Annotated in this window: 17 protein-coding genes; 5 read left to right on the top strand and 12 right to left on the bottom strand. The window is 71.1% G+C overall.

Annotated features, from left to right (window positions below; genetic code table 11):
• The first annotated feature begins 80 nt into the window (after positions 1-80).
• On the top strand, positions 81-632 hold the full coding sequence (locus tag AB0B72_RS24265) for a hypothetical protein (RefSeq protein ID WP_367741208.1): 552 nt from the start codon (positions 81-83) through the stop codon (positions 630-632).
• Between the two features lie 90 nt (positions 633-722).
• Here AB0B72_RS24265 and AB0B72_RS24260 read toward each other — a convergent pair whose 3' ends face one another.
• Both AB0B72_RS24260 and AB0B72_RS24255 read right to left on the bottom strand, forming a co-directional pair.
• A complete protein-coding gene (locus AB0B72_RS24260; protein ID WP_367741207.1) occupies positions 723-1,370 on the bottom strand; it encodes a GNAT family N-acetyltransferase in 648 nt (215 codons plus the stop codon).
• A gap of 251 nt (positions 1,371-1,621) precedes the next feature.
• Entirely contained in the window at positions 1,622-3,301 is a 1,680-nt protein-coding gene (locus AB0B72_RS24255) for an FAD-dependent monooxygenase (RefSeq protein WP_367741206.1), read from the bottom strand.
• A 73-nt stretch (positions 3,302-3,374) separates the two neighbouring features.
• Between AB0B72_RS24255 and AB0B72_RS24250 the strand changes: the two genes are divergently transcribed.
• From AB0B72_RS24250 to AB0B72_RS24240, 3 genes are read left to right on the top strand one after another with little or no spacing between them, the layout of a single operon-like run.
• A complete protein-coding gene (locus tag AB0B72_RS24250) occupies positions 3,375-4,016 on the top strand; it encodes a TetR/AcrR family transcriptional regulator (RefSeq protein WP_367741205.1) in 642 nt (213 codons plus the stop codon).
• 60 nt (positions 4,017-4,076) lie between these two features.
• Positions 4,077-4,835, top strand: a complete 759-nt coding sequence (locus AB0B72_RS24245) for a beta-ketoacyl-ACP reductase (RefSeq protein ID WP_367741204.1) — start codon at positions 4,077-4,079, stop codon at positions 4,833-4,835.
• A gap of 17 nt (positions 4,836-4,852) precedes the next feature.
• On the top strand, positions 4,853-5,866 hold the full coding sequence (locus AB0B72_RS24240; RefSeq protein WP_367741277.1) for an LLM class flavin-dependent oxidoreductase: 1,014 nt from the start codon (positions 4,853-4,855) through the stop codon (positions 5,864-5,866).
• Between the two features lie 19 nt (positions 5,867-5,885).
• Here the strand turns inward: AB0B72_RS24240 and AB0B72_RS24235 are convergent, their stop codons facing one another.
• The 4 genes from AB0B72_RS24235 to AB0B72_RS24220 form a co-directional block, all read right to left on the bottom strand.
• The gene (locus AB0B72_RS24235) at positions 5,886-6,608 is read right to left on the bottom strand and encodes a VOC family protein (protein ID WP_367741203.1); all 723 of its coding nucleotides are present in this window, start codon (positions 6,606-6,608) and stop codon (positions 5,886-5,888) included.
• A gap of 207 nt (positions 6,609-6,815) precedes the next feature.
• A complete protein-coding gene (locus AB0B72_RS24230; protein ID WP_367741202.1) occupies positions 6,816-7,202 on the bottom strand; it encodes an SCO5389 family protein in 387 nt (128 codons plus the stop codon).
• Between the two features lie 83 nt (positions 7,203-7,285).
• The gene (locus AB0B72_RS24225; protein WP_367741201.1) at positions 7,286-8,218 is read right to left on the bottom strand and encodes an ATP-binding protein; all 933 of its coding nucleotides are present in this window, start codon (positions 8,216-8,218) and stop codon (positions 7,286-7,288) included.
• A gap of 155 nt (positions 8,219-8,373) precedes the next feature.
• Positions 8,374-9,264 (bottom strand): SAM-dependent methyltransferase, encoded by an 891-nt coding sequence (locus tag AB0B72_RS24220; protein WP_367741200.1) that lies wholly within the window; start codon positions 9,262-9,264, stop codon positions 8,374-8,376.
• Positions 9,265-9,349: 85 nt separating this feature from the next.
• Between AB0B72_RS24220 and AB0B72_RS24215 the strand changes: the two genes are divergently transcribed.
• Positions 9,350-9,760, top strand: a complete 411-nt coding sequence (locus tag AB0B72_RS24215) for a MarR family winged helix-turn-helix transcriptional regulator (RefSeq protein WP_367741198.1) — start codon at positions 9,350-9,352, stop codon at positions 9,758-9,760.
• 21 nt (positions 9,761-9,781) lie between these two features.
• Here the strand turns inward: AB0B72_RS24215 and AB0B72_RS24210 are convergent, their stop codons facing one another.
• Genes AB0B72_RS24210 through AB0B72_RS24185 form a run of 6 tightly spaced genes read right to left on the bottom strand, consistent with a single transcriptional unit; the run spans position 9,782 to position 15,340 of the window.
• Complete coding sequence (locus AB0B72_RS24210; protein ID WP_367741196.1) at positions 9,782-11,275, bottom strand: serine/threonine-protein kinase; 1,494 nt, start codon at positions 11,273-11,275, stop codon at positions 9,782-9,784.
• 52 nt (positions 11,276-11,327) lie between these two features.
• Positions 11,328-11,720, bottom strand: a complete 393-nt coding sequence (locus tag AB0B72_RS24205; protein WP_367741195.1) for an Rrf2 family transcriptional regulator — start codon at positions 11,718-11,720, stop codon at positions 11,328-11,330.
• A gap of 3 nt (positions 11,721-11,723) precedes the next feature.
• Positions 11,724-12,689, bottom strand: coding sequence for a sulfate/molybdate ABC transporter ATP-binding protein (locus tag AB0B72_RS24200; protein WP_367741194.1), 966 nt, complete (start codon positions 12,687-12,689; stop codon positions 11,724-11,726).
• Positions 12,690-12,694: 5 nt separating this feature from the next.
• On the bottom strand, positions 12,695-13,477 hold the full coding sequence (locus tag AB0B72_RS24195) for a sulfate ABC transporter permease subunit (RefSeq protein WP_367741193.1): 783 nt from the start codon (positions 13,475-13,477) through the stop codon (positions 12,695-12,697).
• A complete protein-coding gene (gene cysT / locus AB0B72_RS24190) occupies positions 13,470-14,324 on the bottom strand; it encodes a sulfate ABC transporter permease subunit CysT (RefSeq protein ID WP_367741192.1) in 855 nt (284 codons plus the stop codon). The genes AB0B72_RS24195 and cysT overlap by 8 nt, the downstream gene beginning before the upstream one ends.
• Positions 14,325-14,329: 5 nt before the next feature.
• Positions 14,330-15,340, bottom strand: a complete 1,011-nt coding sequence (locus AB0B72_RS24185; RefSeq protein WP_367741191.1) for a sulfate ABC transporter substrate-binding protein — start codon at positions 15,338-15,340, stop codon at positions 14,330-14,332.
• Positions 15,341-15,481 lie beyond the last annotated feature (141 nt).

Raw genomic sequence — 15,481 nt, 5'->3', positions numbered from 1 at the left:
TTGCAGGCGGGGGGGCTTAGAAATCAGGTGCAACCCCGGAAGCACCCCGCAACGGGGGATCGTCCTCAAGGAGAACCGAAATGCACCGCTCCATCCGCACCGCCCTGGGTCTCGCCGCCGCCACCGCCGCCGTGGCCGTCGCCCTCCCCGCTCTCTCGACGCCGGCGAGCGCCTCCACCGCCAGTGCCGCCACCTCCTCCGCCACCTCGTCCCACCACGACGACTGGGACTACGACGGCTACTGGGGCTCGTACTGGTCGAGCAACCACCTGGCCAAGGCCAAGGGCTGGGTCGACGCCAACTACGACGACGAGGAGTCCAACAAGGTCCACGTCACCGGCAAGCTGTGGGACAACGACCACCGCACCTACGACGAGGGCGGCAAGTGCGCCTACATCAAGTTCCGCGTCCAGTCGTGGGACGACGACGAGGACGACTGGTCCTCCAGCTTCAAGTCATACAAGTACTGCGGCGCCGGTGGGTACAAGGCCATCAACTTCTGGCGTTACGACGTGGCGCAGGTGCAGGCCAAGGTCTGCCAGATCGGCCTGTACAGCAGCCACCCGGTCAAGTGCGGCTCGTGGCACGACATCTACAACGCCTACGACGAGGACTTCGGCTACGAGGACTGATCTCCTCACAACCGCGGCATCCCCTCACAACACGACGCGGCCCGCTCCCCTTCCCAGGGGGGCGGGCCGCGCCCTTGCGCGCGGTCCGGGTCAGGCCGCCGCCTCCATCAGACCCAGCCGCGCGCACAGCCGTTCTCGTACGGCCGGCCACTCGGGCCGCAGGATCGAGTAGTACGCCGTATCTCGGACCGTGTCGTCGGCGCCTCGGCTGTCCGCCCGCCGCACACCGTCAAGGTGCGCGCCGAGGGCCTCGATGGCGGCCCGGGATCGGCTGTTGCGTACATCTGCCTTGAGCGTGATCCGGTGCACCTGCCAGGTCTCGAAGGCCAGGGACAGCATGAGGAACTTGCTCTCCCTGTTGACACCGGTCCCCTGGGCCGAAGCGGCGAGCCAGGTGTAACCGATGTCGGCGACCGACGGGACCTCGCCCACCACGCCCTTCGTCCCCGGCGGCCAAGGCATCGGGCCCTGCCAGTACTCCAGGTTCATCAGACGGGTGGCACCGACCACACGATCGGTGTGCAGCCACCGGATGGCGAAGGGCATCGTGCGGCCCTCCGCCTGCTCAGCCAGGGTGGCGTCCACGTAGGAGGCCATCTCTTCCCGATCTGCGGGAACGCGAGTGAAGGAGTACGTGGAACGGTCCTCACTCGCCGCGGCGACGAGGTCGTCGACCGCCGCGTGGCTGAGCGGTTCCAGGCGCACGGAGCGCCCGGACAGGGTGACAAAAGCGGGCATGAGCACATGATGAGGGCTTACGTACACTCCCGGTGCCAAATGGCACGCGACATCTTGGTGTGGCGCAGGTTAAGACGGCCATGGAGGCATGAAACCGCAGGTCACGCCGGTAAGTCACAGAGCGCGCCAGCGATGTCCCGGGTAAAGATTTCAGCCCGGGCCCGTGACCCGCGGCAGGGGCCGCCGGGAGTGGCCGGAGAGGGGCGCCGCGGCCGCCGGGAGAGGCTTCCCGGACAGCGCGTGCGGAGGCGTCAGGCGTGGCCGGAGGAGGATGCCGCGGCCGCCGCGAGAGGCTCCCCGAGCCATGTGCGGAGGGCGGTGGCGAGCGCCTCGGGATCGGCCCGGCCGGGGTCGGCCGCCCAGGCCACGAACCCGTCCGGCCGGACGAGCAGCGCGGCCGGGGCGCGCTCCTCCAGGAACGCCGCCGTCACGGTCGCCACCCGGTCGCCGTAGCCCTCGGCGAGGGACAGGAGGTCGCCCGCGGGGTCCACCAGGAGGGGCCTTCCGTCGTGCAGGTGGTCCGCGAGGCGGGAGCCGTCGGCGAACTCGTAGTCGGGCGCGCTGTGGCCGGTCAGAGGGTGGTCGCCGGGTAACTCGTACCGCTGCCACACCCCCGAGATGCGCTTGACGAAGTAGGTGGTCCCCGCGACGGTCTCGATCAGGTCGTTCACCACCTGGCGCAGAGCCCGGGCGCGGGGGTCCGGCCGCATGAGCGCGACCTGGGCGCGCGTCCAGTCCAGCACCCACGCGCCGATGGGGTGCCGCTCCTCGGTGTAGGTGTCGAGCAGCCCCTCGGGGGCGTCGCCGCGCACCGTGGCGGCGAGCTTCCACCCCAGGTTCATCGCGTCGCCGAGGCCCAGGTTCAGGCCCTGCCCGCCGAACGGCGAGTGCACGTGGGCCGCGTCGCCCGCCAGCAGCACCCTGCCGAGCCGGTACGTGGCGGCCTGGCGGGCGTTGTCGGTGAACCGGGTCACGCTGGTGATCGCCTTGACGACCACCGGGGCCCCGGTCACGTGCCGCACCGACTCCTGCAGCTCCTCCGGGGTCACCGGCGTGGTCCTGTCGGCCGGGGTGCCGGAGAACTGCACGGTGAGGATCCGTCCGGGCACGGGCCCGTGGGCGTAGACGCCCGTCGGCGTGGCCTGCCAGCCGAGACCCAGCGTCTCCGTCCCCTCCATGTCGGCGATCGCCTGATAGGCCGTGATCTCCGGCTCGGTGCCCGGGAACTCGAAGCCCGCGAGCTTCCTGACCATGCTCCTGCCCCCGTCACAGCCGACCAGCCAGCGGGCGCGGACGGGATCCCCGCCGGTGGTCACGGTGACTCCGTCGTCGTCCGCCGTGAAACCGGTCAGCTCCACCCCGCGGCGCAGTTCGACGCCGAGCTCGGCGGCGCGCTCGGCGAGGATGAGTTCGAGCTGCTGCTGGGCCACCAGGCCGACGGCGTCGGCCGGGCCGTGGCCGGTGAAGTCGGGATCGTCGGCGTCGAGCCGCGCGGCGCTCAGCATGATGCCGGCGAAATGCCCGGCGAACCTCGGGGGCATCCGCGGAGCATCGCCGTCAGGCGCCGTCCCAGGGCCCGCGCCAGGGCCGGCGCCGGGCGTCGGCCGAGGCGCACCGCCGGGCTGCGCACCCGGACCCGCACCCGCACCCGGGGGCCGCGCGGGGGCGCCGCCCGCGGCGCGCTGCCGCATGAAGGCGGCCATGCGCTCCATCGTCTGGTCTTGGGCCTCCTTCAGGGCCGGCAGCATGCCGCGCCGGTAGAGGGCCTCCACGCTGGGCGTGTTCAGCGCCCCCGCCTTGATCGTTGGGTCGACCTCGGTCAGGCGTTCCAGCACCACGACCGAGACGCCCCCCAGCCGCAGCTCGCACGCCAGCATCAGGCCGACCGGCCCGCCGCCCGCCACCACCACGTCGGTGTCGTACGTCTTCATCCCGCCTCCTCGATCACTTACACTCGATAGAAACTTACTGTCACTAAAAGCTTTTAGCAACTATAGTTCTACCGTGACCGATGGCATGGGGCTGCGCGAGCGCAAGAAGCGGCAGACGGCTCAGCTGATCTCCGATGTGGCCTCCGCCCTGTTCATCCAGCGGGGCTTCGACAACGTGACGGTGGCCGAGATCGCGGAGGCGACCGGCGTGTCGACCAAGACGGTCTTCAACTACTTCCCCCGCAAGGAGGATCTCTTCCTCGACCGCTTCCCCGAGGCCGTGGACCTGATGACCAAGGCGGTCCTGGAGCGGCCGGAGGGGGAGGAGCCGGAGGCCGCGCTGCGCCGGCTCTTCCTTGGCCTCCTCGAACGGCGGCATCCGCTGGCGGGCGTCGGGCCGGGATACGAGCGCTTCTGGAGGGTCGTGGCCGAGTCGCCGGCACTGCGCGCCCGGGCGAGGGAGCTGGCCGAGGAGACGGAGGACGTGCTGGCCGGCCTGTTCGCCGAGGCGTGGGGGGCCGCGGCCGCCGACCCCCTCCCCCGTATGGCGGCGGCGCTGGTGGCCGCGGCGTACCGCACCGTCTACCTCACCGGTCTCCGCAGGCTCCTCGCGGGCGATTCTGTGGAGACCGTCCTGAGCGACCACGTGGCCCTGCTGAACCACGCCTTCGACGCTGTGGATCAGGCCCTCGCCTCGCTGAGGAACGCAACCTGAGCCCGCCGCTCGATCCGGGGAGTAAGTTGCTGTGATCGGTTCGGGGGCGAGGAGGCTGCGATGTCCAGGTTCATGGGGAGTTACGCGCTGGTGACCGGCGCCGCGCGGGGCATCGGCGCGGCCACGGCCCGCCGCCTGGCCGCCGAGGGCGCGGCCGTGGCCTGCGTCGACGTCACCGCGGACCGCTGCGCCGCCATCGTCGAAGAGATCACCGTGACCGGCGGCACGGCTGCCGCCTACGGCTGTGACGTGTCCGACGCGGCGCAGGTCGAACGGGCCGTCGCCGATGTGGCGGCCAGGTTCGGGCGGATCGACGTCCTGGTCAACAACGCCGGGATGACCCGCGACAACCTGCTGTTCAAGATGTCGGAGGACGACTGGGACAAGGTGGTCGACGTCAACCTCAAGAGCGTCTTCCTGATGACCCGGGCCGTGCAGAGGCACATGGTCGAGCAGCGGTCGGGAGCGGTCGTCAACCTGTCGAGCCGGTCCGCGCTCGGCAACCGTGGCCAGGCCAACTACGCGGCGGCCAAGGCCGGCATCCAGGGAATCACCGCGGCCCTCGCCGTCGAGCTCGGGCCGTTCGGCGTCCGCGTCAACGCCGTCGCCCCCGGCTACGTCGCCACCGCGATGACCGAGGCCACCGCTGTGCGGACGGGCGCGACGCCCGAGGAGCACCAGGCCGCCGCTGCGCAGTCCATCCCGCTGCGCCGGGTCGGCCAGCCCAACGAGATCGCCTCCGTCGTCGCCTTCCTCGCCTCCGATGACGCGTCGTACGTCACCGGCCAGACCTTGTACGTCACGGGGGGCGCCCGCTGAGCCACTCCGGACAGGGCCTGCGCGTCGGCGTCTTCCTGATCGCGGCGGGCTTCCCCGGCGCCGCCCCCGGCCGGGTGCTGCGTGACACGGTGGAGGTGATCGAGGCCGCCGAGCGTGCGGGGTTCGACGACGCGTGGATCGCGGAGCACCACTTCATGTCGTACGGCGTCTGCCCTTCGGCCGCCACGCTCGCCGCCGTGGCGCTCGGCCGTACGTCGCGGATCATCGTGGGTACGGCGGTCAGCGTCCTGCCGGCCCAGCATCCCGTCGCGCTGGCCGAACAGGCGGCGATCCTCCACCACGTCTCGGGCGGCCGGTTCCGGCTCGGCGTGGGGCGCGGGGGGCCGTGGCTTGAGCTGGAGGTCCTCGGCACCGGGGCGGACCGGTTCGACCGGGGCTTTCCCGAGTCGCTCGACCTGCTGTGCGCGGCGCTCGGCGGTGGGCCGGTGTCGGCCGACGGGGAGTTCTTCCGCTTCCGGGAGGTGCGGCTCGTGCCCGACGCTCGAATGTCGCCGATCGTCGCCTGCACCTCGCCGGCCTCCGCCCGGCTGGCGGCCGAGCGTGGACTGCCCATGCTGCTCGGCATGCATGTGGACGACGACGAGAAGGCCGCGATGATCGCGGAATACGAGGCCCATGCCGTAGCCCACGCCGTACGGCGCGAGAGCGATGCCGGGCACATCGCGGCGGCGGTCGCCCATGTGGCCGGCACCACCGAGCGGGCCGTCAGGGAGCTGACCGAGTCACTGCCGCGCTGGCTCGGGCCGGGGCTGGCCGGCTACGTTCCGGTCGACGGACGCCCTCGTCCCCAGCGTGATATCGCGAAATATGTGGAGCTGTTGTGCCGGATCCATCCGGTGGGGTCGGCTGAGCACTGCGTGGAGAAGATCCTGACGACGGCGGAGCGAACAGGGCTGCGCCACCTCATCCTCATGGTCGAGGGCACCGGTGACCACGCCCGCACTCTGGAGACCGTCGCGCGCCTCGGCTCCGACGTCCTCCCCGCCCTGCGTCGCCACCGCTCGGCCTGACGCTGGGTCTGGCCCGGCGCTATCGCGGGGTCAGCACACAGAACTCATTGCCGTCGGGGTCGGCCATGACCACCCAGCTCACCTCGCCCTGGCCGATGTCGACGCGCGTCGCCCCAAGGGAGACCAGACGCTCGACCTCCGCCTGCTGATCGCCGTCGGCGGGTGGAGCGAGGTCGAAATGCAGCCGGTTCTTCCCGGTCCTCGGCGTCAGCGGCGGACCACCCCACGTGATCTTCGGACCGCCGTGCGGCGAGCGGATCGCGGTCTCCTGGTCCTGGTCCCAGACCAACGGCCAGCCCAGCGCCTTGCTCCAGAAGTACCCGACCTCCTGCGAACCGTCGCACGAAAGCGCTCCGATGAATCCGCAGTCGGCGAGGAACTCGTTGTCCGGGCCGATCACGCAGAACTCGTTGCCCTCGGGGTCCGCGAGCACCACATGGTCTTCCTCCGGGAGCTGGCCGATGTCGATATGCCGGCCGCCGAGCCCGAGCGCCCTCGCAACCGTCTGCTGCTGGTCGTCGAGGGACGTGCTGGTCAGATCGAAGTGGATCTGGTTCTGGCCGGCCTTGCGCTCCCGCGTCGGAAGAAACCGGATCCGGAACCCGGTGTCGTCGCCCGGCAGGAGCGCGATGCCGTCCTCGGGATCGCCGGCCGTCTCCCAGCCCAGCACGCCGGCCCAGAAACGCGACAGGCGGAGCGGGTCGTTCGCGTCGAAGCAGAGCGCATGGAGGTGACAGGTCATTCCGCTCCGCACCTCCGATCTTTCCCTCAAAGCCGCGGACAAGGCACGCCGCGCGCCCATGGAGAAACCAACGCTAGGCACTCGGGGCTCCGCCACGCAAAGGGATTGATCCGGAGGGCGGCACTCGCGCGCACGGTCGCGCGTGTCCGGCCGCGGCTGCCGTTCGGCGGCCGGAGCGGGGAACCGCCCCGCCCCGGCGCCGGGCGGTCAGCAGTCGACGAGGTCCGGCCGCTGGTTGAGGATCTGGGCGCGTGGCGTCACGAACTCCTCGTACGCATCGGTGGCCGCGGGGTGGAACACGGCGACGCGGTGGCAGTTCTGGAAGGCGAGCCGTACGCCGAAGTGCCGTTCGAGCGCGCCGCGCATCGCGTCACTGGCCAGGCAGCGCAGAAGCTGGCCGCGCGCGGCCTCGTCCGGCGGCGGCACCTCGTTGCCGGCGAACTCCGCGCCCGACCGGTCGCGCAGCGCCACCAGCCCGCTGATGGTCTCCCAGGCGTACGGCAGCGAGTCGCGGACACAGGCGAGGAACGCGTCGTCGTCCACGTGACCGGCGCGGGCCTGGTCGAGCAGATCGTTCGGAACGGTCAGCGACATGAGCGGTTCTCCTTCTGGGGAGGGGACGGGTTCGACGGTAGATCGGCCGCGCGGCGCCTCCAATTGGCGCGGAGGCGACACGTTCATGGGGCCGGGACGGCCGGGCCGTACACGAATCCGGGGTCGATCTGGGTGAGCAGGTCCTCGCCGGTGGCGCGGTTGGCCCAGGCGAGCGCGTTCCTGCGGTGGAACTCGGCCGCCTGCCTGCCGAACCTCTCCCAATCCTTGGGCTGCGCGTCGACCAGGCCGAGCATCGTGGCCAGCGCGTCGTGGCCGGCGGGTTCGAGGTCGTCCAGCGTGAACGGCCTGCCCTGCTCCATCGCCCGGACGGCAGGCGAGTGCTCCAGCCAGGTGACCAGGTCGTCGCCCACCTCGGCGCGCAGGTAATCCACGTCGCCCGGCGACTGGATCTTGTTGCCCACCACGGCGACGCGTACGCCGAAGTCCGCGGCGTAGCCGCGATACTGCCGGTAGACGCCGACACCCTGGCGGGTGGGCTCGGCGACGAGGAACGTCAGGTCGAACCGGGTGAACAGGCCGGAGGCGAAGGAGTCGGCTCCGGCGGTCATGTCGACCACCACGTACTCACCCGGGCCGTCGACCAGGTGGTTGAGGTACAGCTCCACCGCGCCGACCTTCGAGTGGTAGCAGGCCACGCCGAGGTCGCCTTCGGAGAACGGCCCGGTGACCATCAGCGAGACCCCGTCGACCGGGCAGGACGGGAAGAAGGGGTCGGCCATGTCGATCAGGCGCGACCCGCTGCCCGGCGGGGTCGTCTTCACCATCGACGCGGCGTCGCGGATCCGCGGGTTGCCGCCGCGCAGGTAGTCCTTGATCTCGGTGAGCATGCCGCCCAGCGGGCGGGGGCTCTCCCGGGCCCCGAGGGCGAGGCCGAGATGCTGGTTGATGTCGGCGTCGACCGCCACGACCCGCCCGCGCCGCGCCGCGTACCTGGCGAACAGCGATGACAGCGTCGTCTTGCCGCTTCCGCCCTTGCCGACGAACGCCACCCGCACGAGGCCACCCCCGAATTAGCAATGAAAACCGTTGTCACTTTCGATGACGGCATCATTACACGGCGGAGCCATGGGCGACGAGCGTTTCCGGCGTGTCTCGCGCCGCCGGTCTCGCGAGGCCGGTTTCACGAGGCGGGTCCGACGTGGCGGGGACGTCAGCCGGTGCGTACGGCGGTGACGAACCCTCCTCCGTCCGGGCCGGGGAGCGGGCGCCCCAGGGAGGCGGCGATCGAGGTCAGGTCGTGGCGTCGTGGCCGCCAGCCGTGCCCGCCGAGCCAGTCGGCCACGTCGGCGTCCAGCCCGCCCTTCCACAGCGAGACGTACTCCTCCATGGCGGGCAGGTCCCGGACCGAGGCGAGCGATGTGCCGTGCCCGTGACCCGTGGCCCCTTGCTCCACGGCGATCCGGCTGCCGGGGGCGGACAACTCGCCGGCCCCGGACAGCAGGGCCGCCGCCTCGCCGGCCGTGAGGTAGAGCAACAGCCCTTCGGCGAGCCACGCCGTGGGGACGGCGTGGTCGAACCCCGCCTCGGTCAGTGCGCCGGGCCAGTCGTCGCGCAGGTCGACCGGCAGGGCGGCGCGCTCGCACCGGGGAGCGGCGCCGCACCCGGCCAGGACCGTGTCCTTGAAGGCCAGGACCTCGGGCAGGTCGATCTCGAAAAGCCGCACCCCCATGGGCCAGTCAAGCCGGAAGGCGCGGGTGTCCAGGCCGGCGGCGAGCAGCACGACCTGCCGGCACCCGGCTGCGGCTGCCGCGGTCAGGTGGTCGTCGAAGAACCGTGTCCGGATCACGACGTGGGAAGCGAACATCGCCCCCAGTGCCGCCCCGGGCCCACCGGCGGGGCGCGCCGTGCCCGCCCCGGCCTCCGCGGGTGTTGTGCATGCCGTGTACGCCATCGACTCGCCGGCGAACGCCTCGGGAGCGGCGTCCGCGAACGCCTGGGCGTACGGGTCGTCGAACAGCCTGTCCGCGCGCCGGCTCTCGTGCCCCCTCACCATCGCGACGCCCAAGGCCGTCTTCCCGACGCCTCGCAACGGTCCGCTCATCTCCCGCCTCCGTCTGCCGCAATCGTAAGTACATCGCCAACGATACATCTCTGGCGATGCTTCGGTGGCGATGTACCATCGCGGCATGGACGGCGGACAGCTGCACCGGCTCGGGAGACGCCTGATCGACCTGTCGGCCGCGGTCACCGGCGAGGCCGGGGATCTGGAGCTGACGCCGGGAGAGGCGGCGGTCCTCGAAGACGTGATCAAACACCCCGATGGCTCGGTCACGGAGGTCCACCAGCGAACAGGGTTCGCGCAGAGTCACGTCTCCGCGTCGGTGGCCCGGCTCAAGGAGCGCGGGCTGATCGAGACCGTCTCCGACCCGCTGGACGGACGGCGCACCCGCCTGCGCGTCACGGACGAGGCGCTGAAGGCGATCACCCGCCGGGCGTCCCGCCGCGTCGACGAGGTCATCGGCCGTACGGTGACCGAGCCCGCGGAGGCCGGCCGCGTGATCGCCCTGCTGGACGAGCTGGCCGCGCTCCTGCTGTGAGCGGCAGGCGACCGCGGCGGGTCAGGGAGTGGCGGGCGGCTGGAAGAGTGCGAACACCCGGACGAGGGTGGGCCGCAGCCGCTCCCAGTCATCTGCCATGGTGGTCCAGGTCAGCACGCTCGTCCCGGTGTCCGTCGAGATCACCCGGCGGAACTGGTGGTAGGCCACGCCCTTGGCCAGATGGTCCTCGGCGGACGCCTTGCGCTGCGTCCAGGTGAACTCCCAGTCCGCGGCGGGGCCGTGGCCGCCGGTCACCGTCTTGAGCCGCAGCTTCCGGTAGGCCTTGACGGACGGGCGGGTGATCGCCTCCGCCTCGCGGAGCGCGCCAAGCGGGTCGGTGCCGCTCTGGCCGGTGACCTCCACGGTGAGCTGTGCCCGGCCCTCGGGGTCGAGCCACCGGGTGGCGTATTCCTCCTGCTTCAGCGTCCAGCCCTTCGGCACGCCGGCCCGCCAGCCGGCGTCGGAGTCGTACCACTTGAGCTTGAGCCGCTTCGCCGGCGGGGGAGTGGGGGATCCGGCAGGCGACGCCGTGAGGGTGGGGGCCGGGGTGCTCGCCGCGAGCGGGACCTGCGCCTCGGTGGCGTCCGGCCGCAGCACGGCCCACCCTCCCACCGCCACGGCCACCAGCGCGGCCGCCGCGATGCCGGAGATCAGCCTGGTACGGCTCCCGCCCCGCTGCCGCACGGGCGGTGCCGGGGCCGCCGGCTCCAGCTCCGCGAGTATCCGGTCGGCGGCCTGCGCGTCCGTCCGCTTGCGGGGATCGCGGGCGAGCAGTCCCTCCACCAGGCCGCGCAGCTCCTCGGGGACCCCGGCGAGGGACCGGGACGGCGAGGCGCCCGGCGGTCTGCCGGTGACGGCCATGTGCAGCGTGACGCCGAGCGACCAAAGGTCGGAGGAGACGGTGAGCGGCCCGCCGTCGGCCCGTTCCGGCGCGAGGAACGCGGCCGCGCCCCGGCTGGCGCTGACCGGCTCGCCGTGGGCGGGGGAGCGCCTCGGGACGGGACGGGTGAAGGCCGGATCGGTGGCGAGCGTCGCCGTGCCGAAGTCGGCCAGCAGCACGCGCCCGTCATGTCCGATCAGCACGTTCGAGGGCCGTACGTCGCCGTGCCTGGCCCCTTCGGCGTGCGCGTGGGTGAGCGCGGAGAGGATCTTGCGCGCGATCGGCACGGCCCGCTCGACGGGGAGCGGGCCGTCGCTCGCGACGATGCCGTCGAGCGAGCGGGAGCGGACCAGCTCCATCACGATGTACGGCGTGCCGTCCTCGTCGGCGACGTCGTGGACGGCGGCGATGTGCGGGTGGCGCAGCCGCTCGGCCCGCCGCGCCTCACGCGAGACGCGCTGGGCGAGCTGGAGCCGCTGGGTCTCCGGCAGCTCAGGCGGCAGCAGCACCTCCCGGACGGCGACAGGCCGGTCGAGAAGGGTGTCGTGGCCCTCCCAGACGATGCCCGTGGCCCCCTGACCGAGGGCCCGCACCAGCCGGTATCGCTTGACGATGAGCTGCCCAGCAGTACCCATCCCGCCTGCCTCTACGCCTGGCACATATCACTGACAGCGGAGTCTTCCACAACTAAAGGGGCGGAAGGGAACCACTGGCGATATGGGCCAGGGTGATCTCCGTCAGCGTCGCGTGTTCGTACTCCCGCAGGGCGGTCCAGACGTTCGCGAGCGGCTCGGCGACCCCGGGGAACCGTTCGCTCTCCTGGGACACGCCCTCGACGACGACGATGACGTCGGCCAGCGTGATCTTCTCGGCGGGCCGGGCCAGCCAGTAGCCGCCGTCGGGCCCGCGCTGACTGTGGATCAGGCCGGCGCGGCGGAGCTGCAGCAGGATGTTGTCCAGGAACCTTCGCGGGATGTCCTGGGCCGCCGCGATCTTCTCGGCGGCCACCGGTCCCTCCGGCGCCGCCGCCAGTTCGGCGACGGCCCGCAGGGCGTACTGCGTCCTGGCCGATAGGCGCATCTGTCACACGGCGCTGAGGGCCAGGGATCGGGCGCCGGACTTCGGCCGGACGGAGATGGTGTCACCGGCGGCGAGCTGTAGCCGGTCGGCGATGTCGCGGGTGACCTGGACCCACGCCTCCCTCCCCTCGACCTCGACCTCGACGCGGACCTCGAAGCCCAGCCGTACGACGCGGGTGACGGTGGCGGGAGTCCCTCCGCCGTCCTGTGTCGTGTTGATCTCCAGGTCGTGCGGGCGCACCAGGTTGCCGCCGATTTCGGTGACCGGGCCGAGGAAGCGCATCACGAACGGGTTGGCGGGGTTGTCGTAGACCTCCGCCGGGCTGCCGACCTGCTCGACCCCGCCGTTGGCGAGCACGACGATCCGGTCGGCGACCTCGATGGCCTCCTCCTGGTCGTGGGTGACGAACACGGTCGTGACGTGGACCTCGTCGTGGAGGCGGCGCAGCCAGGCGCGCAGCTCCTTGCGCACCTGCGCGTCGAGGGCGCCGAACGGCTCGTCGAGCAGCAGCACCTCGGGCTCGACGGCGAGCGCCCTGGCGAGCGCCATCCGCTGGCGCTGTCCGCCGGACAGCTGGGAGGGGTAGCGGTCGGCCATCTTCTCCAGGTGGACGAGCTCCAGCAGCTCCATGACCCGCTTGCGGATCTCGTCCTTGGGCCGCTTGCGGATCTCCAGCCCGAACGCCACGTTCCGGAAGACCGTCAGGTGCTTGAACGCGGCGTAGTGCTGGAACACGAAGCCCACGTTGCGCCGCTGGGGGGACAGCCGGGTGGCGTCCACCCCGGAGATGCACACGGTGCCGGTGTCGGGCTCCTCAAGCCCGGCGATGACCCGCAGCAGCGTGGACTTGCCGCCGCCGCTGGGGCCGAGCAGGGCCGTGAGCGATCCCGACTCGACGTCGATGGAGACGTCCCGCAGCACGGGGGTCGCCCCGAACGACTTGTTCACGTCGCGTACTTCGATGGCCATGGGACTCAATCCTTCGGACGCAGGAGCTTGGTCAGAAGCAGGGTGACCACCGCGATCAGCGCGAGGGCGGTCGCGGCCGCGAACGCAGCGGGCTGGTCGAAGTTCTGGAAGCGCTCCTCGACGAAGAGCGTCAGCGTCTGGGTCTGGTCGACCAGGCGGCCGGAGACGACCGCGACCGCGCCGTACTCGCCGAGCGACCGGGCCAGGCAGAGCACGATGCCGTAGCCCAGGGCCCAGCGGATGCCGGGAAGCGTGATCCGGCCGAACGTCTGGAGAGGGCTCGCCCCCAGCGTGTGCGCCGCCTGCTCCTGCTCCTCGCCGAGCTCCTCCAGCACCGGCACGATCGCGCGTACGACCAGCGGCAGGGAGACGAACACCGTGGCCAGCACCATGCCGGGGGTGGAGAAGATGACCTGGATGCCCCAGCTCTCCAGCAGACCGCCGGCGGGGGCGAACCTGCCGTAGACCAGGATCAGCGCGAGCCCGACGACCACGGGGGAGACGGCCATCGGCAGGTCGATGAGCGCGTTGAGCACCCGCTTGCCCGGGAAGGAGTGCCGGACGAGCAGCAGGGAGACGCCGACGCCGAAGATCGTGTTCGCGACGACGGCCCAGATCGCGACGACCAGAGTGACCTGGAAGGCGTGGACGGCCGAGGGTGAGGTGAGCGCCTCGAAGAACGGCCCCAGGCCGTCGCCGAACGTCCGCCAGATGATCAGGATCACCGGCAGGATCAGCAGGAAGAGCAGGTAGACGAGGGCGAGCGTGCGAAGCCCGAGCTTAGCCACGGCGACTCCCCCAGCGCTGGAGGAGGTCGAGGGAGACCAGCGCGACCAGAGCCACGACGAGCAGGACGGTCGAGATGGCCGCCGCTCCCGTCAAGTTGTCGCTCTCGATCTGGCCGAAGAGGTTCACGGCGGCCACCTGGGTCTTGAAGGGGAGGTTGCCCGAGATCAGCACGGTGGACCCGAACTCGGCGATCGCCCTGGTGAACGCCAGGGCCGTCCCGGAGAGCATCGCGGGCATCAGGTTCGGCAGGATGATCCGCCGGAAGATCGCCAGGGGGCGCGCGCCGAGCGAGGCGGCGGCCTCCTCCATGTCCCTGTCCAGCTCCAGCAGCACCGGCTGGACCGTGCGGACGACGAACGGCAGCGTGACGAACAGCAACGCCAGGACAACACCGATCCTGGTGTACGCGAAGTTGATCCCGATCGGGCTCTCCGGGCCGTACAGGGCGAGCAGGACGAGACCGGCGACGATGGTCGGCAGCGCGAACGGCAGGTCGATGATCGTGTCGACGACCGCCTTGCCGGGGAAGCGGTCACGGACCAGCACCCAGGCGATGAGCGTGCCCATCACCAGGTTGACGACCGCGACGATCAGCGAGGCGCCCACGGTGAGCTTGAGCGCGGCCCACGCGTCGGGCGTCGTGATCGCCTGCCAGAAGGCGTTGGGCCCGTCCTCGGTGGAGCGCCAGACGACCGCGGCCAGCGGGATGAGCACGATCAGGCTCAGGTAGAGGACGGCGGAGCCGAGGCCGAGGGCGGTCCCCGGCCGTAAGGGGGCGCGGCGGGACGACCCCGTCTCCGGGCCCGGAGCACCGGGCCCGGAGACGGGCGTCATGACGGTCGTCAAGAGTCCTACTTCTCGGTCGCGACGCCGAGCTTGCGCTCGATGTCGGCCACCAGGCCGGTCTTGGCGTCGAAGAACTTGGTCGTGACGTCCGGCCAGCCGCCCAGGTCGTCGATGGTGAACAGCTGGGGCGGAGTCGGGAAGGTCACGCCGGTGGCGTCCTGGGTGACCGGGCGGTACCCGTTCTTCGCGAAGATCGTCTGGGCGTCCTTGGTGTACAGGAAGTCGAGGAAGGCCTTGGCCTCCTTCGCGTGGGCCGAGTTCTTGGTGACCGCGATGGGGTTCTCGATCAGGAGGGTCGCGTCGGGCACCGTGTAGTCGATCGCCTGGCCGTTCTGCTGGGCGAAGATCGCCTCGTTCTCGTACGTCAGGATGGCGTCGCCCTTGCCGCCGGTGAAGGTCTGCAGCGACTTGCGACCGCTGTCGTCCTGGACGGGCACGTTCTTGAACAGCGAGTCGAGGTAGGTCATCCCGGCGTTCTGGTCGGCGCCCTTGTTCGACTTGGCGCCGTAGGCCGCCATGATGTTCCAGCGGGCGCCGCCGGAGGTGAACGGGTTGGGCGTGATGACCTCGACCCCGGGCTTGACCAGGTCGTCCCAGGTCTTGATGCCCTTCGGGTTCCCCTTGCGGGTGCCGATGACGACGATGGAGTCGGTGACCATCCCCTTGGTCGGGCCGCTGTTCCAGTCGCCGGCGACCAGACCGGCCTTGACGAGACGGGTCATGTCGGTTTCGAGCGAGAACGCGACGACGTCGGCCTTCAGGCCGTTGCCGACGGCGCGGCTCTGGTCGCCGGACGCGCCGAACGACTGGGTGAACGTGACGTTCTTGCCGGCAGTGGTCTTCTGGAACGCCGCGATGATGTCCTTGTAGGCGGCCTGCGGTGTGGAATAGGCGACGAGCGCCAGCTGGACCTTGCCGTCCCCCCCGGCAGAGCCGTTCCCTCCCCCGCAGGCGGTGACCAGGGCGGTGGTCGCCACGGCAGCGGCCGCGATACCCCTGAGCCTGCGTACTGTCATGCCCGTCTCCTTGATTCCTACTAAATGAGTCGGTTTCGTCGTTATTAAAGGCCCCGGATGGATTCCCGTCAAGCCCGGTGGGTTTTATGGCATGGGAACGGTCCCGTTCGCGGAGGTGAGCCGGATTCCAGGGCTTGTAGT

Source organism: Microbispora sp. NPDC049125 (assembly GCF_040802045.1).
Classification (GTDB): domain Bacteria; phylum Actinomycetota; class Actinomycetes; order Streptosporangiales; family Streptosporangiaceae; genus Microbispora.
This window is presented reverse-complemented; position numbering and strand designations above follow the sequence as displayed.